Here is a 16,423-nt window from a genome sequence, read left to right as displayed (position 1 = left end):
AAATGCAATTAGCTACCACTTTTACTACATAACCCAAATTTAACTGCACATAATGCAATTAACCAAGCCTATTATGAGTTAAAAAGCACCGCCCCCAGGAGGGACGGTGCTTAGTATCATTATAGAGTTACGCAACGCATAACCGTCATTTATTTCTTTTTACGCTTACGTGATGCACCTTCTGGAGCGCCGCCATTATTGTCACTTCGTTTAGAAGTGACTTGCTCAGAAGTCTCTACGTTGCCTGGTGTAACGGACTGGCCGATGAACACGCCGCCTTTGGTTTTCTTTTTGCGGCGGCCTTTGCCTGTAGGAGCGCCGTTACGGCCTTCTCCACCGCCAAAGTTCCCCCCGCGATCCTCGCGGCTGCGGAACTTCGTGCTGCCGTCCACGCCCCGCGCTTCGCCGCCGGAGGAGTCGGACGCAGGAGCGCCGTATCCGCCTTTGCCTGAGCCAAAGCCGAAGCTGATGCCGCGTCCACCACCGGCACCGCCGGTGTCTCCGCCGCGGCCTCGCCCGCCGCTGCGCTCACGCGGCGCGCCTGCGTTGCCGCCGGCTTCGCCTCCGCGCTCTGCGCCCGGCGCAGCAACTACCCGGCTCGCATCCTCGCCGGCCTCGCGCCCGCGCTTCCGCTTACCGCGTCCGCCCGCTGCGCCAACACCGGCCGCTTCGCGCGGCCCTTCACCGGCGCGCACAGCTGCGCCCGGCTTGCCCTTGCCCGCGCCTGCAGCAGCGCCGCCGGGCTTGCCTTTACCGCCGCGTCCCTTGCCCGCGGCGCCTTTGGCCCCGGCCGGCTTAATGAAGCCGCCGCCCGAACGGCCGCCCTTGCCTCCGCGGCCGCCTGCAAAGCCACCGCCGCGGTGCTCACCTGGCGCGCGTGGCTTCATGTCGACCAACTCGAAATCGATCGTGTGGTCATCCATATTTACTTTGGCGACTCGGATCTTCACCTCGTCACCAATGCGGAACACACGCGATGTGCGCTCGCCAATAAGCGCCATATGACCTTCGTCGAAGTGATAATAATCGTCGCTCATTGCACTGAGACGAATAAGACCTTCGACGGTATTATCCAGCTCGATGAACATTCCGAAGCTGGTCACACTGCTGACCATAGCCTCGAATTCCTCGCCTACTTTATCCTGCATGTATTCTGCTTTCTTCAGTTGCTCCGTATCGCGTTCAGCTTCTACCGCCACACGCTCGCGTTCCGAGGACTGCTGAGCAATGTCAGGCATCCGGCTAGACAAATAATCATGCCGTTTCTGGGTCAATGCCCCTCCATTCTCAATCACTTCACGCATTACGCGGTGAATGACCAAATCGGGGTACCGGCGAATCGGAGAAGTGAAGTGAGAATAGTATTCCGCAGCCAGTCCGAAATGGCCCGTGCTCTCCGCATCATACTTTGCCTGCTTCATAGAACGCAGCATCATCGTACTGATGACCGTCTGCTCCTTTGTGCCTTGGATTTGCTCCAACAAATCCTGCAAAGCACGTGGATGAACCGAATTGCCACGACCCTTGACGTGATATCCGAAATTGGCCGCAAAAGCCATGAAATTCTGCAGCTTCTCTGGGTCTGGATCTTCGTGAATCCGGTAAAGGAACGGAACCTTCAACCAGTGGAAATGTTCAGCTACTGTTTCATTTGCCGCCAGCATGAACTCCTCGATAATCTGTTCAGCTACAGAACGTTCACGCTTCACGATATCTACAGCCTTGCCGTTCTCATCCACGATGATTTTGCTCTCTTCAAAATCAAAATCAACCGCACCCCGGCGCATCCGCGCATCGCGCAGCTTCATCGCCAATTCTTTCATGAGGCGGAAATCATCAATTAGTGGACTATAACGTTCCAGCAGCTCTGGATCTTCATCTTCGAGAATTTTACGAACATTGGAGTAAGTCATTCTCTCTTTGGTGCGAATCACGCTCGTAAAGACATCGTGCTTCACAACCTTCATTTGCTCGTTAAATTCCATTTCACAGGACATTGTTAACCTGTCTACCTGTGGATTCAAGCTGCAAATCCCGTTCGATAGACGGTGCGGCAACATCGGAATAACCCGGTCTACCAAATACACACTACAACCGCGGTCATAGGCTTCTTTATCCAGCTCAGAGCCTTCACGCACATAATAACCTACGTCTGCTATATGGACGCCCAGCTTGTAATGTCCATTCTCCAAGCGCTGTACGTTTACCGCATCATCCAAATCCTTAGCATCTTCGCCATCAATCGTAACAATGTTCAGTCCGCGCAGGTCGCGTCTTCCTTGCTCCGCAATCTCCTCTTCTGTAATTGAATCAGGAGCACTATCGGCTTCATCCATCACTTCAGCTGGAAATGCTTCAGGCAATTGATGTTTGCGGATAATGGAAAGAATATCAACACCCGGATCATCCTTATGTCCGAGAATTTCAATAATTTCACCCTCTGCCGCTGCTCGGCCTTCCGGATAACTCACAATACGCACAACGACCTTTTGACCATCAACAGCACCTTTAAAGGATTGCTTCGGAATAAAAATATCACGATTAATCCGCTTATCATCAGGCAGCACAAAACCATAGGTCTCCAGGTTCTGAAAAACACCTACCGTCTGCAACACGCCACGTTTTACAATACGTACTACTTCGCCTTCCATACGTCCGCCGGACGGACTTTTAGAGGTAATACGAATCAGAACGATATCGCCATTCATAGCTCCCTTAAGATCATTTGCATGGATATATACGTCAGGATGATCACGATCATCCGGGATTAAAAAAGCAAAACCCTTCGCATGTGCTTGTAAACGTCCACGCAGTAAATCCATCCGTTCTGGCACGCCATAACGTGCAGTACGGGTCAATACAATTCTTCCATCCTGCTCTAATTCAATCAGCAGCTCCTCGAACTTTTTAAACCCTTCACTATCCTCTAGAGCAAAATGACTCACCAGCTCTTCATAAGTCATTGGTTTATATGCAGTTTCCCGCATGAAATCGAGTAATATTTCTTGTGTTATCATGTTCGTCACCCCAGCCCTCCGCGGCTTCAAGCCGCTGGCAAATATGTATATCTTGTCCTGCCCTGCAGTAATGCCAAGTAAATTTTACCTTTACTACTTCATACCCTAGTATACACGAAATCAATCCTGCGCATCCCTGTTACTGTCATCCAAAGGTTAACACAGTACAAAATTTCCTTTAACTGCTGAAATACATCCATGCCAATTTCAGATTTACTTCCTATCGATCCATCCTTTTTCTTTGCGAATATGAAAAGAAAAGCACCCTTAGGTGCTTTTTAACTCCTTTTAATATAACAAAAAAGCCTCCGCTCTATTCCATTTAGAACAGAGCGAGGGCTTACGGTAGATCTTTTAGTCGATTAGAATAGCAGCTAGAATCGCCATGATGAAGAAACCAGCAGCAAGTCCAACAGTTACACGTTGTAGTACAAGCTCCATACCACGAGCTTTTGTTTTACCAAAGAGATGCTCAGCACCGCCAGAGATGGCACCGGAAAGACCCGCGCTTTTCCCCTTTTGCAGAAGAACGACCGCAATAAGACCGACGGAAAAAATCAGGAGCACAACTTTCAAAAAGATATCCATTCACTTCCACCTCCTACGCCTAAGCATCACTATCTATGGTAATTTAGGTTATCACGATACATAAACAGTATTCTTATTTTATCATAGCGCTGTCGGTAATACAACAGCTTAGACTGTTAAGTCGTAGCTTTTCTTGCAAGATAAGGACAAACCTATTAAAGTCTATCTTCTTCAAATCATAAAAAAGACCCGCCATAACGGCGGGTCTTCGAAGTCTGCTATAAAAGCAGATTATCTTTTAAGGTTGTAGAAGGATTTCAGGCCGTTGTATTGAGCCAATTCACCCAACTCATCTTCGATGCGAAGCAATTGGTTGTATTTAGCAACACGGTCTGTACGGGAAGGAGCACCTGTTTTGATTTGACCAGCATTAGTCGCAACAGCGATGTCAGCGATTGTGCTATCTTCGGATTCACCGGAACGGTGGGAGATAACTGCTGTGTAACCAGCACGTTTAGCCATTTCGATAGCATCAAAAGTTTCAGTCAATGTACCAATTTGGTTAACCTTAACCAAGATGGAGTTACCGATACCTTTTTCGATACCTGTTGCAAGACGCTCAGTGTTAGTAACGAACAAGTCGTCACCAACCAATTGGACTTTATCGCCCAATTTTTCAGTAAGCAATTTCCAGCCATCCCAGTCGTCTTCGGACATACCGTCTTCGATTGTGATGATAGGATATTTTTCAACCCATGAAGCAAGAAGGTCAACATACTCAGCGGAAGTGTAAGATTTACCTTCGCCAGCAAGGGTGTATTTACCGTCTTTGTAGAACTCAGTGGAAGCAACGTCCATACCCAAGAATACGTCAACACCTGGTTTGTAACCAGCTTTTTCAATAGCTTCGATGATTGTAGTGATTGCTTCTTCATTCGAACCAAGGTTCGGTGCGAAACCACCTTCGTCACCTACAGCTGTGTTCAGGCCTTTGGATTGAAGTACGGATTTCAAGTTGTGGAAGATTTCAGCACCTGTGCGAAGAGCTTCTTTGAAGCTTGGAGCTCCTACAGGAAGAACCATGAACTCTTGAACGTCGATGTTGTTGTCCGCATGCTCACCACCATTGATGATGTTCATCATTGGTACTGGAAGAGTTTTAGCGTTGAATCCGCCCAGGTATACGTACAAAGGAATATCCAAAGCTGCTGCAGCTGCACGAGCTACTGCCATGGATACAGCTAGGATTGCGTTAGCGCCCAATTTACCTTTGTTAGGAGTTCCGTCCAAAGTAATCATCAATTTGTCGATGCCCACTTGGTCAAGAGCGTCCATACCGATAACTTCTGGAGCGATGATTTCATTTACGTTCTCAACAGCTTTCAGAACGCCTTTACCCATGTAACGGGATTTGTCGCCATCACGAAGTTCTACAGCTTCGTGAGCACCAGTGGAAGCGCCGGAAGGAACGATAGCGCGGCCTTTAGCACCGGATTCCAGATAAACGTCAACCTCTACAGTAGGGTTACCACGGGAGTCAAGGACTTCGCGAGCATATACATCAGAAATAATAGTCATGTAAGTTAATCTCCTTTTAACATTGTTTTGGTCTTACTTGTATAGCTTAAAATCAAAGGCGTTATACCTTACCTTACTTACGGCTAGCAATCATGGATTGTCCGGTCATTTCCGCAGGTTGCGGAAGTCCCATCAAATCTAGGATTGTTGGTGCTACGTCTGCAAGAATACCGGATTCACGCAATACAACATTCTCAGTAGTCACGATGAACGGAACAGGATTGGTTGTATGAGCTGTGAACGGGCGACCGTTCTCGTCAAATACCATATCTGCATTACCATGGTCAGCGATAATAATGGCAACGCCACCTTTGGCAACAACCGCATCCACTACTTTACCTACACACTCATCCGTCACTTCTACAGCCTTGATTGTTGGTTCCAGCATGCCGGAGTGTCCAACCATATCAGGATTGGCAAAGTTAAGAATGATAGCATCCTGTCTTTCCGCTTCGATTTCCGCTACGCAGGCTGCAGCCACTTCGTATGCGCTCATCTCAGGTTGAAGATCATAGGTTGCTACTTTAGGAGAGTTGATTAAGATCCGGGTTTCACCAGGAAGCTCCTCGTCACGTCCACCGCTGAAGAAGAAGGTTACATGCGGATATTTCTCAGTTTCCGCGATGCGCAGTTGCTTCTTGTTTTGTTGAACAAGCACTTCACCCAATGTGTTATCCAGGTTTTTCGGTGAATAGGCTACATAACCTTGTACCGTTTCGCTGAAAGTAGTTAGGCATACGAAGTGCAGGTTTTGCGGGAACAAAGGTCCACGGTCGAAACCGCGGAAATCTTGATTCGTGAACACTTGTGACAATTGAATAGCACGGTCAGGACGGAAGTTGAGGAACACGACGGAATCGCCGCTCTCTACTGCCGTTACAGGTTTGCCTTCACTGTCTACAATTACACTAGGTTCAACAAATTCATCAAATACCGAGTTTTCATAAGATGAAGTGATGGCTTGCACAGCATCCGTGTATTTAGGGCCTTCACCATAAACCATAGCACGGTAGGCTTTCTCTACACGTTCCCAACGTTTATCACGATCCATTGCGTAATAACGTCCGGACACCGTTGCAATTGTACCCACGCCAACCTCTTCGATTTTAGCTACTAGATCTTGGACAAACTTCTTCCCACTATCAGGAGCTACGTCACGACCGTCCATAAAAGCATGGATATACACTTCATGCATATCTTCTTTTTTAGCCAGGTCAAGCATAGCAAACAAGTGGTTAATATGGCTATGTACCCCTCCGTCGGATACAAGCGCGTAAAGGTGAAGCTTTTTGCCAGTGTTCTTAGCATTTCTAACTGCGCTAACCAGGGTTTCGTTATCGAAGAACTCGCCCTCGCGGATCGATTTATCAATACGAGTCAAATCCTGATAAACGATCCGGCCTGCACCAATATTCAAATGCCCTACTTCGGAGTTGCCCATTTGGCCTGCCGGAAGGCCTACAGCTTCACCGCAAGCAGTGAGTGTAGTGTTAGGATATTGTTTCAGGTAACGGTCATAGTTAGGTTTGTTGGCTTGAGCAACGGCATTACCTTCTGTCGTTCCACGCAAACCAAAACCATCCATGATGATCAAAGCTACGGGTTTTGGAGCTGACATCTTACTTCGCCCCCTCAACCAATTGAACGAAGGAATCCGGTTGTAAGCTGGCACCGCCAACAAGCGCACCATCGATGTCGCTTTGGCCCATGTACTCAGTTACATTCTCAGGCTTCACGCTGCCGCCGTATTGAATACGAACAGCTTCAGCTGTTGCTGCATCATACAGATCTTTTACAAGACTGCGGATGTAAGCAATAACTTCGTTAGCATCTTGGGAAGTGGAAGATTTACCTGTGCCAATAGCCCAGATAGGCTCGTATGCAATAACAACTTTTGCTGCTTGCTCGGCACTAAGACCTTGGAATGCAGCTTCAGTTTGTACTTTACATACTGCTTTAGTTTGATCAGCTTCACGCTCTTCGAGCTTTTCGCCAACACATACGATAGGAGTAATTCCGTGACGGAATGCAGCATGCATTTTCTTATTCACGATTTCATCCGTTTCGCCAAAATAAGCACGACGCTCAGAGTGGCCAATGATAACATAGTCCACACCAAGATCACTTAGCATTACACCACTGATCTCGCCTGTGTAAGCACCGTTATCTTCAAAGTGTAGGTTTTGTGCACCAATCTTGATGTTAGTACCTTTTGCAGCTGCTACAAGTGCAGGCAGGTTAGTAAATGGAGCGCAGATTACAGTCTCAACGCCTTCTACTTCTGCTTTGCCTTTAATTTCAGCAATAAAGCTTTCTGCTTCAGGAACTGTTTTGAACATTTTCCAGTTACCTGCAATAATAGGTGTTCTCATGACTTATGTTGCCTCCTTCTTAGGTCTTACTTATCGTTCAGTGCTTCTACGCCAGGAAGCGCCTTGCCTTCCATGAACTCAAGGGATGCACCGCCACCAGTGGAGATATGATCCATTTGATCAGCCAGGTGGAATTTCTCTGCTGCTGCTGCGGAATCTCCGCCACCAATAACAGTGTAACCTTCAGTAGTTGCACAAGCTTTTGCTACTGCAAGTGTACCTTCAGCGAATTTATCGATTTCGAATACGCCCATAGGTCCATTCCAGACAACCAGCTTGGAGTTCTTGATAATATCGGCATAAAGTTCACGAGTCTTAGGTCCGATATCAAGTCCTTCCCAACCTTCTGGGATTTCATTGTAATCAACGATCTTAGTGTTAGCGTCAGCACCAAATTTATCAGCAACAACAACATCAACAGGAAGCATGAAGTTTTTACCAAGTGCTTTTGCTTTTTCGATGAATCCAAGAGCAACGTCAAGTTTGTCGTTGTCTACTAGTGATTTACCGATTTCAAAACCTTGTGCTTTAGTGAATGTATAAGACAACCCACCGCCGATCAGGACGTTATCAGCCAAAGACAACAAGTTATCAATAACATCAATCTTGTCTTTAACTTTCGAACCACCGATGATCGCAGTGAAAGGACGTTCTGGGTTAGAAAGAGCTTTACCAAGAACAGACAATTCTTTCTCCATCAAAAGACCGGATACAGCTGGTAGGAAATGAGCGATACCTTCTGTCGATGCATGTGCACGGTGAGCCGCACCAAACGCATCATTAACAAACAAATCAGCCAATTCAGCGAATTGTTTAGCCAGTTCAGGATCGTTTTTCTCTTCACCTGGGTAGAAACGAACATTCTCAAGTACAAGTACGTCGCCTTCGCCTAGCTCAGCGATTTTTGCTTTTACAGCTTCGCCAATTGCTTCGTCAGCTTTAGCTACTGGTTTGCCAAGAAGCTCGGACAGACGTTCAGCAGCAGTAGTCAAACGCATGGAATCTACGAATTCGCCTTTAGGACGACCCATATGACTCGCAAGAATGATCTTTGCACCGTTCTCGATCAAATATTTAATGGTTGGAAGTGTTTCGCGAATACGAGTATCATCAGTAATTTTACCGTCTTCTACAGGTACGTTGAAATCCACGCGTACAAATACGCGCTTACCCTTTACTTCTACATCACGGACGCTTTTTTTGTTCATGATTAATTCCTCCACACCCAAAATTGTTTCTAGCAGGAAACAAGAAATACATTTAGAAAGAGCGGAAACAAGGAATTTCTGTTTCCGCTCTATAGATGTTGCTTATATCAAGTCAATTACTTAGCGATTTTAGCGAATTTCTCCAAAGTACGAACCAATTGTGCAGTGTAGGACATTTCATTGTCATACCAAGCAACAGTTTTAACCAGTTGTTTGTCGCCAACAGTCAATACTTTAGTTTGTGTAGCATCGAACAGGGATCCGAAAGTCATACCTTTGATGTCGGAAGATACGATTTCATCTTCAGTGTAACCATAAGTGTCTGGATCGGAAGCTGCTTTCATTGCTGCGTTGATTTCTTCAACAGTAACGCTCTTATCAAGAACAGTTACAAGCTCAGTCAGGGAACCAGTTGCAACTGGAACACGTTGAGCTGCACCATCCAATTTACCTTTAAGTTCTGGAATAACCAGACCGATTGCTTTAGCAGCACCAGTAGTGTTAGGAATGATGTTCTCAGCTGCTGCACGAGCGCGTCTGAAGTCACCTTTAGCATGTGGAGCATCCAAAGTGTTTTGGTCGCCAGTGTAAGCATGAATTGTAGTCATCAAGCCTTCAACGATACCGAACTTGTCGTTCAGTACTTTTGCCATAGGAGCTAGGCAGTTAGTTGTGCAAGATGCGCCGGAAATAACAGTCTCAGTACCATCAAGAATGTCATCGTTAACGTTGTAAACGACAGTTTTCATGTCGCCAGTAGCTGGAGCGGAGATAACTACTTTCTTAGCTCCACCTTTCAAGTGTTTTTCAGCTGCTTCTTTAGTTGTGAAGAAACCTGTGCACTCAAGTACGATATCAACGCCTAGGTCGCCCCATGGCAATTCTTCAGGGTTGCGGTTAGCAAGAACCTTAACTTCTTTACCATTGACTTTGAAGAAGCCATCATGCACTTCAACATCACCTTGGAATTTACCTTGAGTTGTATCATATTTAAGCAAATGAGCAAGCATCTTAGCGTCAGTCAAGTCGTTGATTGCTACCACTTCGATACCTTCTACATTTTGAATACGGCGGAAAGCAAGGCGTCCAATACGTCCAAAACCGTTAATTCCAACTTTTACACTCATTGAATAGTTCCTCCTAGAATTCGTTTTATTTATTCAAAACAGACGGTGAGGTCTGTCATGACAACAATGTTAAGTATGATGCAAGAAGTATGTTATTGCCTGCAATCTAAAAACTACGAAGATAGCTGTAGTTGATTGTCAATTTCCTTGCCTATTTCTACTGCAGCAGCCTCGTCCGTGACGAGAATATTCTCCTGCCCGAAACGCAGCATGGCATGAATGGCTTTGGCCTTGGGTTTGCCTCCTGCAATACCGATGACTTTCTCTGTCCGAATAATATCTTCTAGACGTAGACCCATCGTAAGCATGGTATGGACAACCTGACCCTCTTCATTGAAATAATAGCCAAAAGATTCGGCCACTGCCCCTTCACCCTGGATTTCCGAGACTGTAGCCTCGTCCAGTTTGCGGCGGCGGGTCATTTCAATGGCATCCCCAATCCCATGTACAATAATACGCGAACTACGGATGGTTTGTACAATCTCTCCAATATTAGAGTCAAGTGCCAGCGATTGGTATGCATCCCCGCTAAGCAAATCAGGGACATGCAACAACCGGTAGTTGGCTCCAACCCGCTTTGCCATTGTTGAGGCAATCGTGTTGGCTTGAATCTCCATACTCTCTCCTAATCCTCCACGCGCCGGAACAAACCAAGCGTTCTTATAGGAAAGGGACAACGGCGGTGTCAGTTGATCAGCCATATCGGCAAGCGTAGATCCACCTGTGACGGCAACTGTATCATCTGCGCGAAGTATACTCAGCAGCGCTTTCGCACCCGCTCGGCCAAGCTCTCGTTTGGTGAACGGCGATGACTCACAATCACCCGGTACTACAATAACTTTATCCAGACCATACGTTGCTCGAATTTTCTCTTCCAGCTCATCCAGACCAAATAGGCTCTTAACAACCGGCTCTAGCAAATCAAGCAGTCTACGTCCAGCAGCGCTAATGCGCATGCCAACACTCTCGATCTCAATAAGCCCTTGCGATTTCAGAAGATCCGTCTCGGCACGCAGTACCCGCTCAGTCATATCTAGCGAAGCGGCTAGCGTTCTGCGCCCAATAATATCGGACAGCATGATCTGATGAAGAATCGTGTACCGTCTCTTAAGGGTTTCCATGAGATCAGGCAGAAGCTGCTTTTGGATATCTAATAAATTACGCATACTTTCACTCCTGCAACTTCGTCTTCCTCTATTCCCTTGTTCATGGTCTCAAAACGTCCCGGGTAAACTTTTTAAGTCCCACCCATATTCTAACCAAATATTGCTCGAAGCGCAAGTCTTCCGAGAGTAGAATTCTCAAGCGCTTGTCTTCTTATACATTAATAAGGTCAGAAAAAGATATAGCGCCCGATGCCTGCCCCTAAAGCGCTTGTCCAGTATTAATATTACATTGCAATTGTGTAAAAATTGTATTATAATCATTTTTGTTGCGCCCGTGGTCCAATGGATATGACGTAGGCCTCCGAAGCCTGAGATCCAAGTTCGATTCTTGGCGGGCGCGCCATTAATTTCATTTTTGCACATAATTTAGTAGTGCCTATACTACTACTTAACCAAAGAGCCGCTTGTCGGCTCTTTTTTTTGAATATAAGTTTGACTTTCTTTGACTTTTTGTTTGAATTTGTTTATCATGTGGGTAATACGGCAAGAGTAAAAATGAATACATTTAAAGAACCAATATCAAGGAGGTTTTCCACGTGAGTTATATTCCTATGGTAGTAGAACAGAGCAACCGCGGCGAGCGCGCTTATGACATCTATTCCCGCCTGCTGAAGGACCGCATCATTTTCCTTGGAACGGAGGTTAATGACGTGGTAGCCAATTCTATCATCGCACAAATGCTGTTCTTGGCTGCCGAAGATCCTGACAAGGACATTCACCTTTACGTGAATAGCCCAGGCGGTTCCATTACTGCAGGTATGGCTATTTTTGATACAATGCAGTACATTAAACCAGACGTTTCCACCATCTGTGTGGGTATGGCAGCTTCCATGGGAGCTTTCCTGCTAAACGCTGGCGCCAAAGGCAAACGCTTCGCACTGCCTAACAGCGAGATCATGATCCACCAGCCTCTGGGTGGTGCTCAAGGTCAAGCAACGGACATTGAAATCCGTGCCCGCCGCATCCTCAAATTGCGCGATAAGCTGAACCGTATTCTAGCAGAACGTACGGGTCAACCTCTAGAACGTATTGAGAAGGATACAGATCGCGACTACTTCATGACTGCTGCAGACGCGGCTGAATACGGTATCGTAGATAAAGTAATCGAGAAGACATTGCCTAGCGGTGTGTAAGCTATAAAGTAAAAATATAAAGAGGCTGTGCTCTATCCGTTATGGTTAGAGCACAGCCTCTTTATATTTTATAGAAGACCTAAATCCAATTAAGCCAGGCCGCCATAACCTAGCGCATCCAGCTTCTCGGCAATTACGCGATAACCCCGGCCATTCGGATGCAAATGATCAATGGATAACAGCCCTCTCTCATTTCCTGCGAACTCACTGTAAATCGAAGCAAATCCACATACTCGGCTGCTGTACTGTGCTGCGTATTGATTAAACTGCCTGACCCACTCTGTCGCACCAACCACCTGAGGATAGGGGTTATATAATCCCACAATTCTAATGATAAAAGGTCTACGCGTCCTCGCCTTCAATTGTATAAGGATATTCATAATTGCAGAGAAATTTTGTTTGCATTCCTGAAGCGATCTGCGCAGTTCTGCGGATAAGTTGCCTTGCTGTCTTGCTGCTGATTTGGCCGCGTGAATCAAATCATTACCACCGATAGACACAGTGATGATATCAGCTACTCGAACGGCCTCACGCATCATGGAATTTCCGCGCAGCCGCTGCTCCAGCTCTGAAGTAGTCATTCCGTTCACGCCTAAATTCGTAGAGGCTACAGTAGTCCGCAGTCTCCCTTCTGCCATTCTACGGTACACCGGTACAAAACCGTTACCTGGCAGAGCACCAAATCCAGTCGTCAAGGAATCGCCAATTGCAGTATATTGGTAGCCCATAGCTCTCCCCCGTTCATAAACTAGTTACTCCCTTTAGCATATGAACAAGAGACAACTCTGGTAAGGGGGAGATGTCTTGTGCCGACATTAGCGGAGACGAAGCATTTCCATTTATTTTATGCCAGCAAACGGGCTACTGCCATCCGGTAAAAGCTCTTTGAAACTAAAAGTATACTCAGGGAAGCCTGCAGCATACGCTGTGTACTCATATAATTGGAAGAACAGAACAACCTTGTCGTCCTTCAGATAGAAATATTTCTCCGTATTCAATCCGTTGAATCCTCCCAAATAACTATCCTCTGCCTTCAGTAGCTTGCTCAGCTTTGCATTCAGCTGTTTTTTGTAGTTTGGATTAGCTCCAAACAGGTCGCCCAACAGTAGACGTTTACCATCCTTAAGCGAGAAGGTGAAGGCTTCACGGTTAGTCATTCCATGGGCCCCGCCCGTATCACTATACTGATGCATCACTATGCTGATCACACCATTCTGATTGTAGGTCACTACATAACCTGAATCATAGGTGTATTTGGGCTCTGCTCCATCTCGATCGGAGATATCCTGTTCTGCACCCGCCGCGAATTTCATAACACTTTCCTTCAAAGTATTATTAATAGCTTGTTGCGCACTGGAGTTGCCCAATCCACTGATCTTCGGATAATCAAGCTGAATAAAAGCTTCTGCCCGATCTTTAGCATAAGTTTCCGTGGTTACCGTCAGCGCGTTCTGCGGTCTGTTCACCACATTCAGCCTACTGGCGGCCCGACTCCAATCTACCTTATAACCCATATAATCATTTAACAATCCTGATGGAACATAGAGGCGATTATTAATTAACTTCCCTTCATACTCTCGAATGAAATAGTTGTTCACCCACACAGAAGTACCGTAGCTGGATAACATCAACTTGGCCTTGGTCGATCCTTTTCCAATCATGTACGCATTTTCCTTCTTATCATACACAAGCGGTAATCCCAACACATCTCGCATAAAAGTTATGGGAATCCAGGCCTGTCCTTCCTTCAAAATACCTTCCTGCAACGAATTTATCCCGTTTGCCTTTAAAACGATACGCGAATCAATAGCTTTATTCTCCGTTTTACTAGCTGCTGCATAACCCGTTTCGCTGGGCAGCAGACCTCCACCAAACAATAAACCTGCTGACATCAGACCTATGCCCCATTTGCGTGCTGATTCTTTTGAAATAATATTCATCATCTTATTTTTCCTCTCCTTTCCAATTTATTAAACAGAATCGTAGAGAACTTACACAAAAAAAGAGGCGCCCCCCACTATTACTAGTGGAAGATCACCTCTCCTCTCTGCATTCACCTTGTTCTGATACTATTTCAATTCATACATTACGCTCAGCTGAGTTGTAACTTTAACTACTCCGGGTTGCACGGATGTGCTTGCACCAGCATCTGCTGCAGCCATATTCATTTTTAGATTCTGTTCAAAATAAACCGGAGTGATATCGCCATCATTTTGGCTGACCGTGATCACTTGACCCAAGCTGCGTTTAGCTGCCTTAGCAATAGCCCCTGCTTTAACATCTGCATTCGCCATCGCTTTTTCAATCACCTGAGCTTCAAATGCAGAAGTATCTTCCACAGAAAAACGTGCATTTCCGATATTATTCGCCCCTGCCGCAGATGCAGCGTCCAGCAATTCACCAACCTTGGTCAGATCTCTATAAGACACTAACAGCGTATGATTGGCGTTGTACCCCTTCACTTGCTGTCCTTCTTTTTCGCTGTAACTATAATTGGGTTGCACATAAAACTGCGTGCTTTGAATATCTTTATCTGCAATTTTCCAAGTATTCTTCAGTAAAGTCATAATCTTCTGAATTTTAGCGGCATTGGTCTTCTGCGCTTCTTGCGCAGTTGTGGCCGTAGTATCCACACCGATGGACAAGTATACGATATCCGGCTTGAGGGACAATTCGCCTTTACCTACTACACTAACGACATTTTTCTGCACTTCATCTGCGTAAGCCTTTGCAGGACCTTGGAAAACACCACTCATGCTGATCCCTCCAATTAACAAACTCCCTACGATCATCACTGAACCAATTTTCTTCAATAAACCTTTCATATTTGCCAGCCCCTTTCATTTCTTGTGATTTGTTATTATCCTCTAGACGAGTCATTTTGGTAAATGTTGCACGTTCTCCATCTATTTTTTGGTATTAAAAAAAGCCCCGAAGGGCTTTTGGTCATGCGATAAATAAAGTCTTCCTAGCAGAAACGATGTTGTCTTCCTATTATTGGTTCTCAAGCTCTTCTTTGCTGACCAGACTTGTCAAAGCGTTTACAGCTTGATCGGCATCCGCACCGTCCGCGCTAATGTAAATCTCCGTGCCGGAACTGATAGCGAGGCTCATAATCCCCATAATACTTTTAGCATTTACTTTTTTATCATCTTTTTCCACGAAAATCTCCGACGAAAACTTGTTAGCTTCTTGCACAAACAATGCTGCCGGTCGGGCATGAAGCCCTGTCTTCAACCGAACAACTACCGGGTGCTTTGTCATGAAACGCTTACCCCCTAATTGAGTTCTCCCCAAAAGTTTCACATTAATTTTATATTATTATATCATTATAACGTAAACCACACTAGAAAAAAAGTAATTAGCCGCCTCGAACCTTGTCCGCCAGCTCATCAATCTTACGAAGCCGATGATTTACTCCCGACTTACTGACTGTACCTTTGAGCATTTCACCAACCTCCTTGAGGTTGATATCTGGATGCGCCATTCGAATTTCTGCTACTTCACGCAGTTTATCCGGCAAATTCTCCAGTCCCATTTCTCGCTGCAACAGCTTGATATTTTCAATCTGCCGCACCGCAGCACTTATTGTTTTGTTGAGATTTGCGGTCTCGCAGTTCACGATCCGATTCACGGAATTACGCATATCGCGCATAATTCTTACATCCTCAAATTTGAACAGCGCCTGATGCGCTCCAATCAAACTTAAGAATTCAATAATCTTCTCGCCTTCTTTAATGTAAAGAATGAACCCTTTTTTACGTTCGATGCAGCGTGCGTTTAGGTGGAATTCCCCAGCCAGATCCACTAATGCTTTACAATGTTCCTCATACATCGAGGAAATCTCCAAATGGTAGGAGGAGCCTTCCGGATTATTAACCGATCCGCCAGCCAGAAAGGCACCGCGCAAATAAGCACGCTTGCAGCAGTTATTCCCAACAATCTCATCATCAATACCATCGGTAAAAATAAATCCTTCCGACACAATTCTAAGATCCTTTAGGATCTCTTGTACACGGTTTGGGATTCTGACGATATAGACGTTATTTTTCTTCAAACGCATTTTTTTACGCACGAGTAGCTCAATATGGACCTGGTAATATTTCTTAAGTAAAGAATATACCCGCCTTGCAATCGCGGCGTTCTCCGTCGAAATGTCGAGAATAACCTTTTTGCTTGAAAGCTGCACAGATCCATTCATACGGATAAGCGCTGACATTTCCGCCTTCTCGCAGCAGGGTTCACTCTCCACCATCGTCAGCTCTTTTTTGGTAAGGGCCGCAAAAGACAAGGG

Annotated in this window: 14 protein-coding genes and 1 tRNA gene; 2 read left to right on the top strand and 13 right to left on the bottom strand. The window is 45.9% G+C overall.

The genetic code is table 11. The annotated features are described in order from the left end of the window. Positions 1-149: 149 nt before the first annotated feature. The 8 genes from rnr to NST94_RS00915 form a co-directional block, all read right to left on the bottom strand. Positions 150-3,017 (bottom strand): ribonuclease R, encoded by a 2,868-nt coding sequence (rnr, locus tag NST94_RS00950; protein WP_076303379.1) that lies wholly within the window; start codon positions 3,015-3,017, stop codon positions 150-152. 354 nt (positions 3,018-3,371) lie between these two features. After that, positions 3,372-3,605: a preprotein translocase subunit SecG gene (gene secG, locus NST94_RS00945; protein ID WP_076126868.1), complete on the bottom strand. Its 234-nt coding sequence runs from the start codon at positions 3,603-3,605 to the stop codon at positions 3,372-3,374. A gap of 231 nt (positions 3,606-3,836) precedes the next feature. After that, positions 3,837-5,123: a phosphopyruvate hydratase gene (gene eno, locus NST94_RS00940; RefSeq protein ID WP_036687130.1), complete on the bottom strand. Its 1,287-nt coding sequence runs from the start codon at positions 5,121-5,123 to the stop codon at positions 3,837-3,839. Between the two features lie 73 nt (positions 5,124-5,196). Then, positions 5,197-6,741: a 2,3-bisphosphoglycerate-independent phosphoglycerate mutase gene (gpmI, locus tag NST94_RS00935; protein ID WP_076303371.1), complete on the bottom strand. Its 1,545-nt coding sequence runs from the start codon at positions 6,739-6,741 to the stop codon at positions 5,197-5,199. A gap of 1 nt (position 6,742) precedes the next feature. Beyond that, positions 6,743-7,495, bottom strand: a complete 753-nt coding sequence (gene tpiA, locus NST94_RS00930; RefSeq protein WP_036687124.1) for a triose-phosphate isomerase — start codon at positions 7,493-7,495, stop codon at positions 6,743-6,745. A gap of 26 nt (positions 7,496-7,521) precedes the next feature. Continuing rightward, positions 7,522-8,703 carry a phosphoglycerate kinase gene (locus NST94_RS00925; RefSeq protein ID WP_036687122.1) on the bottom strand — a complete coding sequence of 394 codons (1,182 nt, stop codon included), beginning with the start codon at positions 8,701-8,703 and terminating at the stop codon, positions 7,522-7,524. 116 nt (positions 8,704-8,819) lie between these two features. Further along, complete coding sequence (gap, locus tag NST94_RS00920) at positions 8,820-9,830, bottom strand: type I glyceraldehyde-3-phosphate dehydrogenase (RefSeq protein WP_036687120.1); 1,011 nt, start codon at positions 9,828-9,830, stop codon at positions 8,820-8,822. Positions 9,831-9,943: 113 nt separating this feature from the next. After that, positions 9,944-10,996 carry a sugar-binding domain-containing protein gene (locus NST94_RS00915; RefSeq protein WP_036687118.1) on the bottom strand — a complete coding sequence of 351 codons (1,053 nt, stop codon included), beginning with the start codon at positions 10,994-10,996 and terminating at the stop codon, positions 9,944-9,946. A 268-nt stretch (positions 10,997-11,264) separates the two neighbouring features. Between NST94_RS00915 and NST94_RS00910 the strand changes: the two genes are divergently transcribed. Both NST94_RS00910 and clpP read left to right on the top strand, forming a co-directional pair. Beyond that, positions 11,265-11,339, top strand: a tRNA-Arg gene (locus tag NST94_RS00910). A gap of 193 nt (positions 11,340-11,532) precedes the next feature. Then, a complete protein-coding gene (gene clpP / locus NST94_RS00905) occupies positions 11,533-12,129 on the top strand; it encodes an ATP-dependent Clp endopeptidase proteolytic subunit ClpP (RefSeq protein WP_036687113.1) in 597 nt (198 codons plus the stop codon). 89 nt (positions 12,130-12,218) lie between these two features. On the opposite strand, the gene NST94_RS00900 is transcribed toward clpP, so the two are convergent. From NST94_RS00900 to whiA, 5 genes are all read right to left on the bottom strand, one after another. Next, positions 12,219-12,857, bottom strand: coding sequence for a GDSL-type esterase/lipase family protein (locus NST94_RS00900; protein ID WP_076186860.1), 639 nt, complete (start codon positions 12,855-12,857; stop codon positions 12,219-12,221). A 111-nt stretch (positions 12,858-12,968) separates the two neighbouring features. Then, a complete protein-coding gene (locus NST94_RS00895; protein WP_076303372.1) occupies positions 12,969-14,072 on the bottom strand; it encodes a DUF4163 domain-containing protein in 1,104 nt (367 codons plus the stop codon). A gap of 126 nt (positions 14,073-14,198) precedes the next feature. Next, complete coding sequence (locus NST94_RS00890) at positions 14,199-14,954, bottom strand: SIMPL domain-containing protein (protein ID WP_076126857.1); 756 nt, start codon at positions 14,952-14,954, stop codon at positions 14,199-14,201. Between the two features lie 169 nt (positions 14,955-15,123). After that, positions 15,124-15,393, bottom strand: a complete 270-nt coding sequence (locus NST94_RS00885; RefSeq protein ID WP_036687106.1) for an HPr family phosphocarrier protein — start codon at positions 15,391-15,393, stop codon at positions 15,124-15,126. A 97-nt stretch (positions 15,394-15,490) separates the two neighbouring features. Next, positions 15,491-16,420: a DNA-binding protein WhiA gene (gene whiA / locus NST94_RS00880; protein ID WP_036687104.1), complete on the bottom strand. Its 930-nt coding sequence runs from the start codon at positions 16,418-16,420 to the stop codon at positions 15,491-15,493. Positions 16,421-16,423: the final 3 nt, after the last annotated feature.

This window comes from Paenibacillus sp. FSL H8-0282 (assembly GCF_037963825.1).
GTDB lineage: Bacteria > Bacillota > Bacilli > Paenibacillales > Paenibacillaceae > Paenibacillus_AQ > Paenibacillus_AQ odorifer.
This window is presented reverse-complemented; position numbering and strand designations above follow the sequence as displayed.